Consider the following 14,937-nt stretch of genomic DNA (forward strand, 5'->3'; position numbering starts at 1 on the left):
GATACGCTCATTCCATCTTCATGCCGGTGGCCTGGATCACGCTCTTGTAGCGTTCGGTCGTGGTCTGCAGGCGCTTGGCAGCAAGCTCTCCTGTCAGGCCTTCGTAGACCAGGTCGTTGCTGCGCATGCGCTCGCGCAGCTGGGTGTCTTTCATGGCTTTTTCCAGCGCGCTCTGAATCTTGAACACCAAGGGCTCGGGCGTGGCGGCCGGCACCCACAAGGCAAACAGCACTTCCTGCTCCAGATTCTTGTGGCCCAACTCCGCCACGGTAGGCACATTGGGCACCAGCGGGTTGCGCTTGGCGGTGGTCACCGCCAGCGGGGTGACCTTGCCTGCCGCCACCTGGCCCAGTAGGGCAGAGGAGCTGATGATGCCGCCATCCACCTCGCCTGAAATGATAGCGGTGCTGGCAGGTGCATTGCCTTTGTAGGGCACGTGGCTGACCTTGGCTGCTGTCTCATGCGTGAGAATGGCCGAGGCCAGATGGCCTGGTGTGCCATAGCCGGCGGAGCTCAGGGTGAGGCCCTCTTTTTTGCCGCGATCAATGAACTGCTCCAACGTCTTCATACCGGTCTTGGGGTTCACGGCCACCATCATGCCTTGCGAGGCAATCAGCATGACGGCTCTCAAGTCGCTGTTCTTGAATGGCATGCTTTTGTAGATGAAGGGGTTTACGGTGAAGGTGGTATCAATTCCGACCAGTACCGTGTAGCCGTCTGCCGGCGCCTTGGCCGCGTTGTCCGTGCCGATATTGCCGCCGGCACCAGGGCGGTTGTCCACCACGAAAGGCTGCTTGAGTTCGCGTTGCAGCACCTCGCCCAGGCTGCGCGCCAGAATGTCGGCAGCGCCCGCGGGCGAGAACGCAACCACCATGCGCACGGGTTTGCTGGGCCAGTTGGCTGCATTGGCATCACTGCCAGCTTGGGCGTGGGCGGCAATACCAGCGCTGCCCAGCAGCAGGGCCAAGCTGGTGTGAAGAAGATGGCGGCGGGGTGCAATCAACGCAGAAAACATGGCAACAAACTTTCTTCTCTGTGAGAACACCCAGGCTTTGAGAAAATCCAGACCCATGCCAAGCGGTGTTCTTGGTGTCTCCAATCAGGAGCGCCCACTGTAGAAGTCCGGGCATCAATTGACCAAATCAACTCATCTCCGTGAATACCCGATCACCTCCGACAAGCATTCACCAGATGCTGCTGTTTCGCATCAACCGCTTTTTTGGTGCGGCTGGTGGCGTGGCCATGCGCATGTGCGAGGCACGCTTTGGCCTGACGCGCCGCGAATGGGGGGTGATGGCGACGGTAGCGATGAACGAAGGTCTGCTTTCATCGGAACTGGCTGAGAAAGCTTTGCTGGACCGGGTTCGTACCTCACGCGCTCTGGGCGGGCTGGAGGACAAGGGCTGGGTGCAGCGCCAACCTCTGCCAGGCGACCGCCGCCGGATTGCCATTTACCTGACCGATGAAGGGCGGCGCATGTATGGGCTGATCCTGCCGGAGATGGCAAAAATTCATTTGGATCTGGTGTCGGTGCTCAGCGATGCGGAGCTGGCGCAGTTCGACGACATGCTGGCCAGGCTGCAAGCCCATGCGCAGACACTGGAGCAGCAGGAGCACTATGCAGACTTGCCGCATGTAACTCGCAGCAGCCGGGGAAAGCGCCTGAAATAGAGCGTTTCACAAGAATTGCCCCCTGGGGCCTAGACCGGCGTCAGGACATTGCAGGCAATGCCACAATGCGGGCAACATGCAATTTCCCTACGAACTGGCCGTGGGCTGGCGCTATACCCGCGCGGGGCGCGCCACGCGTCGCAATGGCTTCATCTCCTTTATCTCGGGTGTCTCCATGCTTGGCATTGCGCTGGGCGTGGCGGCTTTGATCATTGTGCTGAGCGTGATGAACGGCTTCCAGAAGGAAGTGCGCGATCGCATGCTCAGCGTGGTTTCCCATGTGGAAATCTTTGCGCCCCAGGGCTCGCCCCTGCCCGATGTGGAGCGCACCATGCGCGAGGCGCGGGCCAATCCCGACGTGGTGGGTGCAGCTCCTTTTGTCTCCGCGCAGGCGCTGCTGGCGCGCGGCGAGGATATGAAGGGCGCGCTGGTGCGCGGCATAGACCCCAGCCGCGAAGGCGAGGTGACCGATATGGCCGCAGCCAACGGCGAGGTGCTCAAGCAGCTGGTGCCCGGTGAATTCAAAGTGGTGCTGGGGGTGGAGCTGGCCCGCTCGCTGGGCGTGCGCGAGGGCGATGTGGTCACCATGATTGCGCCCAGCGGCCAGGTCACGCCGGCCGGCGTGGTGCCGCGTTTGAAGCAGATGACGGTGGCCGGCACTTTTGACTCGGGCCACTACGAATACGACTCGGCCCTGGTGATGATGCATTACGAGGATGCGCAGCGCCTGTTCCGCCTCGAGGGGCCTACCGGCATACGCCTGAAGCTCAAGGACTTGCACGAAGCTCCGCGCGTGGCGCAGGAGCTGGCCAACACCTTGACGGACAGCCTCTTCATCCGCGACTGGACGCAGCAGAACAAGACCTGGTTTGCCGCCGTGCAGCTGGAAAAACGCATGATGTTCATCATCCTCACGCTGATCGTGGCCGTGGCGGCCTTCAATCTGGTCTCCACGCTGGTGATGAGCGTGCAGGACAAGCGGGCTGACATTGCCATTTTGCGCACCCTGGGCGCCTCGCCCTCGTCCATCATGGGCATCTTCATGGTGCAAGGCGCCATGGTGGGCGTGATTGGCACGCTGGCCGGTCTGGGCCTGGGTCTGCTGATTGCGTTCAACATCGATGTGATCGTGCCGGCCATCGAGCATGCACTGCACGCCAACTTCCTGCCCAAGGACATTTATCTCATCAGCAAGATGCCCAGCGAGCCGCAAAGCTCGGACATCGTGCCCATTGGCGTCATCTCTTTGGTACTGGCTTTTGTGGCCACGATTTATCCCAGCTGGCGTGCCAGCCGCGTGAACCCGGCGGAGGCACTGCGTTATGAATGATGTTTCAACCCGCTTGACGGCAGGTCAGACCGTGCTCAAGGCACAGGGCCTGACCAAGCGATTCGTGGAAGGCAAGCTCGACGTGGCCGTGCTGCAAGGCGTGGACCTGGAAGTGCGCGCCGGCGAGACCCTGGCCATCGTGGGGGCCTCGGGCTCGGGCAAGAGCACGTTGCTGCACTTGTTGGGCGGGCTGGATGCGCCCAGCAATGGCAGCGTGGAGCTGATGGGCCAGCCGCTGCACCGCCTGAACCCGCAAAAACAGGGCGCGTTGCGCAACCAGCACCTGGGTTTTATCTACCAGTTTCACCATCTGCTGGCCGAGTTCTCGGCGCAGGAAAACGTGGCCATGCCGCTGCGCATTCGCCGCGATGACAAGCTCGATTGCATGGACCGCGCCGGGCAGATGCTGAGCGCGGTGGGCCTGAAGGATCGCGTGCTGCACCGCCCGGCCGAGCTTTCGGGCGGCGAGCGCCAGCGCGTGGCGATTGCGCGGGCGCTGGTCACCCGCCCGGCCTGCGTGCTGGCCGATGAACCCACGGGCAATCTGGATCGCAACACGGCGGAAACCGTGTTCGGCCTGATGCTGGAATTGGCGCGCAGCCACGGCACGGCGTTTGTGATGGTGACGCACGATGAATCGCTGGCCGCGCGTTGCGACCGCATGGTGCGCCTGGTGCGGGGCCAACTCACCTGAGGTTTTTGTACCGCGCCAAAGCCAAGGCCGGCGCTAACTGCTTCTGTATCAGGAGCGGTTGGCGCCTTTTTTGTTTGGTTGTTGCGCGTCTTTGGCGCTAAGTTCCTTTTTCAACAAGCGCTGATTGCTTCTGTATTGAGAGCGATGTGTTGTCTATGGGCTGGGCGATGCGTGGGCGTGCCGCCCAGATAAGAGGGTTTGGGGCTGCTGCCAGGGCCTGGACTGACTGGCTCGCGGTGTACATCCTGCGCGCTTAAATCGTCGGTCACCTCGCGCAGCTTGGATGATTGGCTTAGCGAGGCCTGAACCACCTCGCCCATGATCTGCGTCACCTGGCGCGAGGAGTTGACGATTTCCTCCATGGTCAATCCCGCATCGCGCACCTGGGCCACGCCCTGGGTGACCTGGTGGACCGAAGCCTGTATCAGCTGCTTGATCTCCTTGGCTGCCTCCGTGCTGTGCTGGGCCAGCTGGCGCACCTCGCTGGCTACCACGGCAAAGCCGCGTCCCTGTTCGCCGGCGCGTGCGGCTTCGACTGCGGCATTCAAGGCCAGCAGATTGGTCTGGAAGGCGATGGAATCCATCATGCCGATGATGTCGCTGATCTTGCGCGAGCTGTCGCTGATGGACTCCATCGTGGCGACCACTTCCTGCACGGTATGGCCACCTGCTTCGGCCACACGGCGGGCATCCTGTGCCAGCTCATTGGCTTGACGGGCCTGATTGGCGCTTTCCGTCAGGCCCTGCACTGCTGCACGCAGCGTTTGCGCCGCCGTCACGCGGCGGGTGATGTTGGTGGCGAATTTCACCACTTTGAACGGCCTGCCGTCGGCATCCAGAATCGGGTTGTAGCTAGCTTCAATCCACACCTGCCTGCCGTTTTTCCCCAGGCGCAGATATTGGCCCGCGTCATGGTGGCCGTTGCCCAGCTTTTGCCAGAACTGCTGGTATGCGGTGCTGCTGCGCTCTGACGGCTGCACAAACATGCTGTGGTGCTTGCCCACAATCTCGGACAGGCTGTAGCCCAGCGTCTGCAAAAACAGATCATTGGCGTGGAGGATGACGCCGTTGAGGTCGAACTCTATGGTGGCCTGAACCTTGGAGATGGCGTCCAACTGCCCGCGTGCATCGGCTTCGCGGTGTTGCTGCTCAGTGATGTCGGTCGCGTATTTGACGACTTTGAAGGGCTTGCCCTGGCTGCCGAGAATGGGGTTGTAGCTGGCTTGCAGCCACACGTCTTCGCCTCGGCTGTTGGTGCGGCGGTAGCGGCCGCTGTCGTGCGCGCCGGCAGCCAGACGCTGCCAGAAATTGGCATATTCGTCACTGTTGCGCGTTTCCTCATCCACAAACATGCGGTGATGCTGGCCGATGATCTGCTCGGCGCTGTAGCCCATGGTGTCGAGGAAATTGCGGTTGGCCGCGAGCACATGACCTTGCAGATCAAACTCGATCACGGCCTGTACCCGATCAAGCGCTGCCAGCTTGCCCGCCATGTCGGCCGCATGCCGACCACGGCCCAGGCCCAGAAGGCGACCTCGTAGAAATCCAGTCATGAGATGCTCCTGCTGCGCTGTGGTAAATGCCAAAAATGTTGCTTAATGATTAAGTTGTTGCAGCATGTTTTCTTGTAAGACGATGCTGATTTTGCATAAGCTTTTTTCTCACGTTGCATAACGCTTGCTGCCTATAGGCTGTGTAGGTGGGCATCCCTACACAGGCCCGCCCAAAGCGGATGGCATGATGACTGCATGTCTGTCTGGATAGATACCCATTGCCACCTGGATGCGCCGGAGTTTGCTGCCGATCGCGATGCCGTTCGCGACCTGGCCCGGGCTGCGGGCGTGGCGCATCTGCTGATTCCTGCCGTGGAGCGCAGCCATTGGCAGCAGGTGATAGCGCTGGCCCACCGCCATGGCGACAGCTATGCCCTGGGCATTCATCCTCTTTTCACGCCAGCCGCCGAGGAGGCCGATATTCTGGCTCTGCGCGAATTGCTGCAGCAGCAGCGCAGCGATCCGCACCTGGTGGCCGTGGGTGAGATCGGGCTGGATTTTTTTGTGCCCGGTCTGGATGTCGAACGGCAGATCTGGTTTTACGAGCAGCAGATCAAGCTGGCGCGCGAGTTTGATCTGCCCGTCATCCTGCATGTGCGCAAATCCAGTGACCGCTTGCTCAAGACCTTGCGCCAGCACCCGGCGGTGGGCGGCATTGCCCATGCTTTCAATGGCAGTGCCCAGCAGGCGCAGGCGTTTATCGATCTGGGCTTCAAGCTGGGCTTTGGTGGTGCGCTGACTTATGAACGTGCACTCAAGTTGCGCGAGCTGGCGGCCTGTTTGCCGCTAGACAGCCTGGTGATGGAAACCGATGCGCCCGATATTCCCCCGCACTGGCTCTACACCACGGCCGAGAACCGGGCTCAGGGCCAGGCCCAGGGCCGCAACAGCCCGGCCGAGCTGCCGCGCATTGCCCAGCAAGTGGCGCAGCTGCGCGGCATGGAGGTGCAGGCTTTGGCCCAGGCCTGCACGGCCAATGCGCGGGCGGCCTTGGGGGGGCTGCCTGCTTTCAAGATTCAGGAATAAATCAATTGAAGCGCAGACTGGATATGAATATATAGCTCATTTATTCATAGTGTATTGAGCGCGCTCTCTGCTGCGAATTGGCGGCTTGGGCGACAATGGCGACCATGCTTTCTGATCATTCGGGGCCGGAGCCCAGGCGCTGGCAAGGGCTGGAGCCGGTCGCTGATGGACGCACCCAGGCCCTGTTGCTGGGCAGCTTCCCGGGTCTGCGCTCGCTGCAGCTACAGCAGTATTACGCCCACCCTCAAAACCAGTTCTGGCCGTTGCTGCAGGCCTTGTGGCTGCAGCACCCCCAGCCGCCGCGTGAAGATTACGCCGGTCGCTGCGAATGGCTGCTGGCGCGGGGGCTGGGACTGTGGGATGTGTATGCCAGCTGTGAGCGTGCAGGCAGTCTGGACAGCGCCATTCGCGCCGCCGAAGTCAATGATTTTGCGGGCTTGCGCCGGCTGTGCCCCCAGTTGAAGCTGGCGCTGCACAACGGCGGCGAAAGCTACAAACATGCGCGCCAGCTGCAAGGCCAGGGGCTGGAGGTGGTCAAGCTGCCATCCAGCAGCCCGGCCCATGCCAGCTGGTCATTCGATCAAAAACTGCAGTCCTGGCGTGAGGCTTTGTCGGCGCATGGACTGCTATGACTATGGTGTGAAACGTGATTCGTAAAACCCGTGGCGGGGCCAAGCCCGCCCATGAACCCCACAGTGACGGCGGCGCCCTGGAGCTGCCCGAAGTCAGCGTCTCCGACGACGGCGAGGTGCGCTATCTGCATCTGGGTACGCCCTGGGTGCAGGGCTCCATGTGCATCAAGCAGCCGTTCGAGATCGATCTGGAATATGTGCAGCGCATGATGGGCTGGCTGATGTTTGCCGAGCCGGCTTCCGTCACTCAGCGCCATGCCATGCAGCTGGGGCTGGGGGCGGCGGCCATCACCAAGTTCTGCCACAAGAAGCTGCGCATGAAGACTACGGCCATCGAGATCAATCCGCAGGTGCTTGCCGTGTGCCGCAGCTGGTTCAAGCTGCCGCCCGATAGCAGCACGCTGCAGGTGGTGCTGGCCGATGCCGCCCAGGAAATCAAAAAGCCCCAGTGGCAGGGCACGGTAGATGCGCTGGCCGTGGATCTGTACGACCATGAGGCAGCGGCTCCGGTGCTCGATAGTGCCGAGTTCTATGCTGATTGCCGCAATCTGCTGACGGAAGACGGCATCATGACCGTCAACCTGTTTGGCCGTTCATCGAGTTTTGACAAAAGCCTGGCGCAGATGGCCCAGGCTTTTGGCGAAGAGGCGCTCTGGGCCTTCAAGCCCACGCGCGAGGGCAATACCGTGGTGCTGGCCCAGCGTACGCCGCGCGCTCTGGATGCCGCAGCGCTGCAAGCGGCCAGCGAAATGGTGCAGGTGCGCTGGGACTTGCCTACAGGGCGCTGGCCCAAGGTGTTTGGCCCGGCCAAGGACGCGGGTGCCAGCACCAAGGCGGCAAAGCCTAAAGTGGCCAAGGCGACCGGTGCGAGCGCCAAAAAGGCCTGATGGCCAAGTCTGTGTCATGTGCCAGGGGCTTGAGTCTGGGCCGCAACTGCCGATACTCTGTTTATGACCATCAGCGCACTATCCAATGCCTCTGCCAGTTCTACCTCCGGCAGCGGCAACACGGCGTCTCGCATCCAGCAGCTGCAAAAGCAGCTCAGGGATGCGACCCGGGAACTCAAGGAGGTTGCCAATGGCAGCGGCGATGCCGAGACCAAGAAGCAGCAGGCCGAGTTGCTGCAGATGCGCATCCAGATGCTGCAGTCGCAGATAGAGGCATTGCAAAATCAGCAAAACCAGCAAGCGCAGAAGCAGCATTCGCCTGCCAAGGCCGTGGAAGCTGCCACGGCTCAGCGTCCAGCCCAAGGCGGCGGCCTGGGGTCGCTGCTGGATGAATACGTCTGAGCCAGGTCAGGGGCCGCTTGCGCTCCTGGGATTGACTTACATTTAGTCGTCCCCTCTTTCACTGCCGTTCATGACCACTTCTTCCCACCTGTCTGCTTCCCCGGTCTTGCGCCCGCGCCATGTGGGGCAGCTGGACTGGCGATCTCTGGTGCAGTGGCTGCTGGAGGATGGGCTGGTGACCGCACAAGAGGCCGAGCGCGTCACCATGCGTTGTTCGTCGGCCGAAAGTGCCCAGCATCCTCTGGTGCGTCTGGCCAATGTGGGCGTGGTCCATGCCGGGACCGGCAAAACCCTGGATATCGAGGAGCTGACCCAGTACCTGGGCAAGCGCAGTGGTCTGGCCTATTTGCGCATCGATCCGCTGCGTGTGGATGTGGGGCGCGTGGGCGATGTGATGAGCGCCAGCTATGCCGAGCGCCACAAGGTGCTGCCCGTGCAGGTCAGCGGCAGCGAGGTGGTGATTGCCACGGCCGAGCCTTTTCAGGACGACTGGGTGGCCGAGGTGGAGCGCCAGGCACGCCGCAGTGTGCGCTGCGTGGTGGCCAACCCTTTGGACATCAAGCGCTTTACGGCCGAATTCTTTGCACTGGCCAAGTCCGTGCGAGCGGCGGAAAAAGCCGGTGGTGCGGCCAGCGCCGCCAGCTTCGAGCAACTGGTGGAACTGGGCAAGAGCAACAAGCAGCTCGATGCCAACGACCAGGGTGTGGTCAAGGTGGTGGACTGGCTGTGGCAATACGCTTTTGACCAGCGTGCCAGCGATATCCACCTGGAGCCCCGGCGCGAGCAGGGCGTGATCCGCTTTCGCATCGATGGCGTGCTGCATCCGGTCTATCAAATGCCCATGGGCGTGCTCAACGCCATGGTGGCTCGGATCAAGCTGCTGGGCCGCATGGATGTGGTGGAAAAACGCAGGCCGCTGGACGGCCGCATCAAGACCCGCAATCCGCGCGGCGAAGAAGTGGAAATGCGTTTGTCCACCTTGCCCACGGCTTTTGGCGAGAAGATGGTGATGCGTATTTTCGATCCCGAGAACACGGTCAAGCATCTGGATGCACTGGGCTTCAGCGCCTATGACGCACAGCGTTGGGAAGAACTGGTCAAGCGTCCGCACGGCATTATTTTGGTCACCGGTCCCACGGGTTCTGGCAAAACCACCACGCTGTATTCCACCTTGAAGCGGGTGGCGACCGAGGAGGTCAATGTCAGCACCGTGGAAGACCCCATCGAAATGATCGAACCCAGCTTCAATCAGACCCAGGTGCAGCCCCAGCTGGATTTCAACTTCACCGAAGGCCTGCGCGCGCTCATGCGCCAGGACCCGGACATCATCATGGTGGGCGAGATCCGCGATCTGGCCACGGCCGAAATGGCGGTGCAGGCCGCACTGACCGGGCATCTGGTGTTCTCCACCCTGCACACCAACGACGCCCCCAGCGCCGTGAGCCGCTTGATGGAGCTGGGCGTGCCCGCCTATCTGATCAACGCCACCTTGCTGGGAGTGCTTGCCCAGCGCTTGGTGCGCACGCTGTGCGCCAGCTGCAAGCAGCGCGACGAAGCGGCGACGGTGGATGGGCTGGCCGAGACCGTCAAGCCCTGGAAGCTCTCCGGCAGCTACCAGCCCTACAAGCCCGTGGGCTGTGAGGATTGCCGCATGACGGGCTTCAAGGGGCGCATGGGTCTGTATGAGCTGCTGATCGTGACCGAAAGCCTCAAGCAGCAGATTCACGAAGCGCCTTCCATGGACGTCTTGCGCCGTCAGGCGGTACACGATGGCATGCGCCCACTTCGGTTGGCGGGGGCCTTGCGTGTGGCCGAAGGCGTCACCACCTTGCCCGAGGTGCTGGCCTGCACGCCGCTCATGTCCTGAACGCGGCGCTGATCACTGAACATTGATGCGGTCTGATGCCTTGATTTGCTATTATTTTGATAGCTTCAACTGCTGATGCACCGGCCAACCTAGGGTATCCCCTGTGTAGGTGGAATCCACATCAAATTGGCCTGGTAATGACATCAGAATCGCCCAGTCGTGATTTCCGTAAGGAGACGTTTTGTGAATATCAAGAGCCAGAAAGACTTTTTCTCCGGTCTGATGTTCTTGGTCGTCGGACTCGCTTTTGCGATCGGCGCATCCAACTACACCATCGGTTCCGGCGCTCGTATGGGCCCCGGCTACTTTCCTCTCATTCTGGGTGTGCTGATGGCCATCCTGGGCGCAGCCATCTGCGTATCCGGGCTGACCAAGGGCCCGCAAGGTGGGGACAAGATCGGCAAGTGGGCCTGGAAACCCGTGTTCTTCGTTCTCGCTGCCAACTTCGCGTTCGGTATCTTGCTGGTCGGCGTGCCTCAGCTGCACATCCCCCAGTTCGGTCTGATCATCGCGATTTATGCCCTGGTGTTCATCGCCAGCATGGCTGGCCAGAGCTTCAAGTTCAAAGAAACAGCGATTCTTGCAACCGTCCTCGCAGTCGGTAGCTATTTCGCTTTCGTGTGGGCGCTGAATCTGCAGTTCCCCGTGTGGCCTAGCTTCATCGCTGGCTAAGTAGGAGCACTTCGTCCATGGATCTTATTCAGAACTTGTCGACGGGTTTTGGCGTGGCTTTCACGTTCCAGAACCTGATCTACTGCTTTGTGGGTTGTTTGCTCGGTACGCTGATTGGCGTGTTGCCAGGCATCGGCCCAGTGGCGACCATCGCCATGCTGCTGCCCGCGACTTACGCACTGCCCCCTGTGGCGGCGTTGATCATGCTGGCCGGTATTTACTACGGTGCTCAGTACGGTGGCTCCACCACCGCCATTTTGGTGAATCTGCCAGGTGAGTCCTCGTCTGTGGTGACCGTGATCGACGGCTACCAGATGGCCCGAAAAGGCCGGGCGGGTCCAGCGCTTGCAGCTGCCGGTATCGGCTCCTTCTTCGCAGGTTGCGTGGGCACCATCATCTTGGCTGCCTTCGCTCCTCCGCTGACTGAAGTGGCTTTCAAGTTCGGCCCTGCCGAGTACTTCTCGCTGATGACTCTGGGTCTGATTGGTGCCGTGGTGCTGGCTTCCGGTTCGCTGCTCAAGGCCATTGCCATGATCGTGCTGGGTCTGCTGCTGGGTATGGTCGGTACTGACGTGAACTCCGGTGTGGCCCGCTACAGCTTTGACATTCCCGAACTGACCGACGGTATCGACTTCGTGGTGATCGCCATGGGTGTGTTCGGTTACGGCGAAATCATTGCCAACCTGTCCAAGCCCGATGACGAGCGTGAAGTGTTCGCTGCCAAGGTGACCGGCCTGATGCCCACCAAGGAAGACTTCAAGCGCATGCTGCCAGCCATGCTGCGCGGTACGGCTCTGGGTTCGGCTCTGGGTATCTTGCCCGGTGGCGGTGCCATGCTGTCGGCCTTTGCTGCCTACACGATTGAAAAGAAGACCAAGCTCAAGCCCGGTGAAGTTCCTTTCGGTCAAGGCAACATCCGTGGTGTGTGCGCTCCCGAGTCGGCCAACAACGCTGGTTCGCAAACGTCCTTCATTCCTCTGCTGACTCTGGGTATTCCTCCCAACGCCGTGATGGCGCTGATGGTGGGTGCCATGACGATTCACAACATTCAGCCCGGCCCTCAGGTGATGACCAGCAACCCAGAACTGTTCTGGGGTCTGATCGCCTCCATGTGGATTGGTAACCTGATGCTGATCATCTTGAACCTGCCGCTGATCGGCGTCTGGATCAAGCTGCTGACCGTGCCTTACCGCTGGTTGTTCCCCTCCATCGTGTTGTTCTGTGCTATCGGCGTGTACGGTACCAACAACAACACCTGGGACGTGTGGATGGTCGGTATCTTCGGTTTCATCGGCTATGTGTTCCACAAGCTGGGTACCGAACCTGCTCCCTTGCTGCTGGGCTTCATTCTGGGCCCGATGATGGAAGAAAACCTGCGCCGTGCACTGCTGCTGTCGCGTGGTGACTGGAGCGTGTTTGTGACGCGTCCCATCTCTGCCGGCCTGCTGATTGCTGCGGTGATCCTGCTGGTCGTGGTGCTGATGCCCGCGGTGAAGAACAAGCGCGAAGAGGCTTTTGTGGAAGACTGATCTTCCCCAAGAGCAGACCGCTGAAAAGCATGAAAGCGACCCGTGAGGGTCGCTTTTTTTATGCCGGGACTTTTGCTCGGAAGCCCTGCGGACAAACGGCACAATAAGTGCAATTTGTTGAGGATTTCATGGCTTTGTCTTTATTACCGGCCCAGCACCCGCAGCGGGTGCTGCTGCACAACGAAATTCATGCGCGGCCCGCCGAGATCATGCAGGCGCCGCTGGCCATCACGCATATGGTGATGCTCACCGATGCCGCGCAGCGCGAAGCCAGCCGCGAACATGTGGCGGCACTGCTGCGCAACCATCATCGGCCTTTGCCCGATGCGACCACCACCCATGTGTTGATCGACCTGGGTGCATTTCGCCTGCGCTGGGAGCAGCACACCGAATTTGTGGCCTGGACTTTTTCCAGGCCCATGGCTCAGGCCTCGGTGGCCGATGTGCGCGAACCCGAAACCGCCATTGATACCGTGCCGCATGGCTGGCTGGCGGCTTTGCCCGGCCAGTGCCTGAGCAGCCTGCACCTCTGGGTCTGCAAGGAAAACGCGGTCGATGGCGCCTACCTGGTGCGCCATATGTTGCAGGCCGACACCGTGGTGGGTTCGCGGGTGGCGACAGATGCCGGCAAGATCTATACCGACTTTGCCATTCATGCCGATGGCTTCTCGCGCATGCTGCTGCTGGCGGGTGACGAGTTATCGCCCAGGCGCCTGGGCCGCCTGGTGCAGCGTCTGCTGGAAATTGAGACTTATCGCATGGCTGCCTTGCTGGGCTTGCCCGCCGCGCGAAAGGCCGCCAGCGTGCTGGCCACGGCCGAGCGGGAACTGGCCGAGCTGGCCCATTCCATCCGCTGTGCAGACAGCGACAACGAACCCGCCTTGCTGGATCGTCTGACGCGTCTGGCCGGTCAGGTCGAGAGCGAGTATGCCGCCACGCATTCGCGGTTCTCGGCCAGTTCGGCGTATTTCGAGCTGGTGGACAAGCGCATTCAAGAGCTTCAGGAGTCGCGTCTGGACGGCATACAGACCATCCGGGAGTTCATGGACCGACGCCTGACGCCGGCCCGCAGCACCTGCGAATGGGCGACACGACGCCAGGATGCGCTGTCCGAGCGGGTATCGCGTGTCAGCAGCCTGCTGCGCACACGGGTGGAGATCGAACAGCAGCAAAGCAGCCAGCAACTGCTGGGCACCATGAATCAGCGCCAGGGCATGCAGCTCAAGCTGCAGTCCACGGTGGAGGGCTTGTCGGTGGCGGCCATCACCTACTACATCACCGGCTTGATCAGCTATCTGGCCAAGGGCGGCTCCAAGCTGGGCTGGCCCTGGTCGCCGGAGTCCACGGCCGCCGTGGCCATTCCCGTGGTGGCCTTCAGTGTCTGGTGGTCGTTGCGGCGCTTGCATCACAAGCTGTTTGGCAAGCAGCACTAGTGCAGGCAATGGCAACTGTTTCGCCCTGAGAAGATCTTGCCTCGCCGGTGCAGAGGTATGGGCTGACGCATAGCTTGCACGCAAAACCGCAGCGGCTTTCATCAGGCGGGTTTCCTATGTTAAAACCAGTAATTGAATAGCGCGGTAACCAAGCGGTGGTAAGCGTATTTCGCTATTGAAATAATAGTTTCAATAGCAGGCTTCATACTGAGGCCAGCATGAGCACGCCCAATGGTCATCGCGGCGGGCGGCAACAAGATAGACAAGATGCAAAAGTCATGTAGCCCCTTCCTGGGCAGGCTGCTTTTGTCAAAGGAGTAACAATGGATTTGGGTATTGCGGGCAAGTGGGCCCTGGTTTGTGGCGCCAGCAAAGGTCTGGGCTTTGGTTGTGCCAAGGCGCTGGTGCAGGAGGGCGTGAACGTCGTCATCAATGCGCGCAATGCCGAAGCCTTGCAGGACGCCGTCGCCGAACTCCAGACGCTGGCTCCCAGCGTCACCGTGCTCGGTGTTGCTGCAGACATCACCACCGAGCAAGGCCGCGCCGCAGTGTTTTCCGTGCCTCAAGGCCCGGGAGTGGACTTCGACATCGTGGTGACCAATGCCGGCGGCCCGCCTCCAGGCGACTTCCGCGACTGGGATCGTCAGGCCTGGCTGAAGGCGGTGGATGGCAATATGCTGACTCCCATCGATCTGATCAAGGCCACTGTGGATGGCATGGCCGCGCGCGGTTTTGGCCGCATCATCAACATCACCTCCAGTGCCGTCAAAGCGCCTATCGATATTCTGGGCCTGTCCAACGGTGCTCGCAGCGGCCTGACCGGCTTTGTCGCGGGTCTGGCACGCAGCCCGTTGGCCGCCAAGGGCGTAACCATCAACAATCTGCTGCCCGGCAAGTTCGATACCGACCGTCTGGGCGCCACCTTTGCCGCTGCGGCTGGCAAAAGTGGCAAGAGTTCCGATGAAGTGCGCGCCTTGCAGCAGGCCCAGGTGCCGGCTAAGCGCTTTGGTACGCCAGAGGAATTTGGCGCCATCTGCGCTTTTCTGTGCAGCCGGCATGCAGGCTATCTGACAGGACAGAACATCTTGCCTGACGGTGGTCTGTACCCCGGAACCTATTGATCAACGGCCAGCCGCTGATGATCTCCGCCCAGCTTGGATCCGGCGGCGCCGCGAAAGCGGTGCCAGCTCTTGTCGCGCAGTCTGCGCGGGTCCAGGTGCGCAGCCTGTTGCCTGAAATCT

At 61.1% G+C, this 14,937-nt stretch carries 14 protein-coding genes; 12 read left to right on the top strand and 2 right to left on the bottom strand.

Annotated features, from left to right (window positions below; all coding sequences use genetic code 11):
- Positions 1–7: 7 nt before the first annotated feature.
- A complete protein-coding gene (locus ACNAZA_RS01795) occupies positions 8–1,015 on the bottom strand; it encodes a Bug family tripartite tricarboxylate transporter substrate binding protein (protein ID WP_415794676.1) in 1,008 nt (335 codons plus the stop codon).
- A gap of 176 nt (positions 1,016–1,191) precedes the next feature.
- Between ACNAZA_RS01795 and ACNAZA_RS01800 the strand changes: the two genes are divergently transcribed.
- The 3 genes from ACNAZA_RS01800 (at position 1,192) to lolD (ending at position 3,695) form a co-directional block, all read left to right on the top strand.
- Positions 1,192–1,671, top strand: a complete 480-nt coding sequence (locus tag ACNAZA_RS01800) for a MarR family winged helix-turn-helix transcriptional regulator (protein WP_415794677.1) — start codon at positions 1,192–1,194, stop codon at positions 1,669–1,671.
- A 76-nt stretch (positions 1,672–1,747) separates the two neighbouring features.
- Positions 1,748–3,001: a lipoprotein-releasing ABC transporter permease subunit gene (locus ACNAZA_RS01805; protein WP_415794678.1), complete on the top strand. Its 1,254-nt coding sequence runs from the start codon at positions 1,748–1,750 to the stop codon at positions 2,999–3,001.
- Positions 2,994–3,695, top strand: a complete 702-nt coding sequence (gene lolD, locus ACNAZA_RS01810) for a lipoprotein-releasing ABC transporter ATP-binding protein LolD (RefSeq protein ID WP_415794679.1) — start codon at positions 2,994–2,996, stop codon at positions 3,693–3,695. Before ACNAZA_RS01805 ends, lolD begins: the two co-directional genes overlap by 8 nt.
- Before the next feature lie 110 nt (positions 3,696–3,805).
- Here lolD and ACNAZA_RS01815 read toward each other — a convergent pair whose 3' ends face one another.
- Positions 3,806–5,248, bottom strand: coding sequence for a methyl-accepting chemotaxis protein (locus tag ACNAZA_RS01815; protein ID WP_415794680.1), 1,443 nt, complete (start codon positions 5,246–5,248; stop codon positions 3,806–3,808).
- 195 nt (positions 5,249–5,443) lie between these two features.
- Between ACNAZA_RS01815 and ACNAZA_RS01820 the strand changes: the two genes are divergently transcribed.
- The 9 genes from ACNAZA_RS01820 (at position 5,444) to ACNAZA_RS01860 (ending at position 14,817) form a co-directional block, all read left to right on the top strand.
- Complete coding sequence (locus tag ACNAZA_RS01820; RefSeq protein WP_415794681.1) at positions 5,444–6,274, top strand: TatD family hydrolase; 831 nt, start codon at positions 5,444–5,446, stop codon at positions 6,272–6,274.
- A 104-nt stretch (positions 6,275–6,378) separates the two neighbouring features.
- The gene (locus ACNAZA_RS01825; protein WP_415794682.1) at positions 6,379–6,906 is read left to right on the top strand and encodes a DNA-deoxyinosine glycosylase; all 528 of its coding nucleotides are present in this window, start codon (positions 6,379–6,381) and stop codon (positions 6,904–6,906) included.
- 14 nt (positions 6,907–6,920) lie between these two features.
- Complete coding sequence (locus ACNAZA_RS01830) at positions 6,921–7,793, top strand: spermine/spermidine synthase domain-containing protein (protein ID WP_415794683.1); 873 nt, start codon at positions 6,921–6,923, stop codon at positions 7,791–7,793.
- A 63-nt stretch (positions 7,794–7,856) separates the two neighbouring features.
- The gene (locus ACNAZA_RS01835) at positions 7,857–8,195 is read left to right on the top strand and encodes a FlxA-like family protein (protein WP_415794684.1); all 339 of its coding nucleotides are present in this window, start codon (positions 7,857–7,859) and stop codon (positions 8,193–8,195) included.
- 70 nt (positions 8,196–8,265) lie between these two features.
- Positions 8,266–10,062, top strand: a complete 1,797-nt coding sequence (gene tfpB / locus ACNAZA_RS01840; protein ID WP_415794685.1) for a type IV pilus assembly ATPase TfpB — start codon at positions 8,266–8,268, stop codon at positions 10,060–10,062.
- Positions 10,063–10,245: 183 nt separating this feature from the next.
- Positions 10,246–10,734: a tripartite tricarboxylate transporter TctB family protein gene (locus ACNAZA_RS01845; RefSeq protein WP_415794686.1), complete on the top strand. Its 489-nt coding sequence runs from the start codon at positions 10,246–10,248 to the stop codon at positions 10,732–10,734.
- A 17-nt stretch (positions 10,735–10,751) separates the two neighbouring features.
- Complete coding sequence (locus tag ACNAZA_RS01850; protein WP_415794687.1) at positions 10,752–12,263, top strand: tripartite tricarboxylate transporter permease; 1,512 nt, start codon at positions 10,752–10,754, stop codon at positions 12,261–12,263.
- Positions 12,264–12,391: 128 nt separating this feature from the next.
- On the top strand, positions 12,392–13,696 hold the full coding sequence (locus tag ACNAZA_RS01855; protein ID WP_415794688.1) for a DUF3422 family protein: 1,305 nt from the start codon (positions 12,392–12,394) through the stop codon (positions 13,694–13,696).
- A 323-nt stretch (positions 13,697–14,019) separates the two neighbouring features.
- Positions 14,020–14,817 (top strand): SDR family oxidoreductase, encoded by a 798-nt coding sequence (locus ACNAZA_RS01860; RefSeq protein ID WP_415794689.1) that lies wholly within the window; start codon positions 14,020–14,022, stop codon positions 14,815–14,817.
- The last annotated feature ends 120 nt before the right edge of the window (positions 14,818–14,937 follow it).

Source organism: Comamonas aquatilis (genome assembly GCF_965139575.1).
Taxonomy (GTDB): Bacteria; Pseudomonadota; Gammaproteobacteria; order Burkholderiales; family Burkholderiaceae_C; genus Comamonas; species Comamonas aquatilis.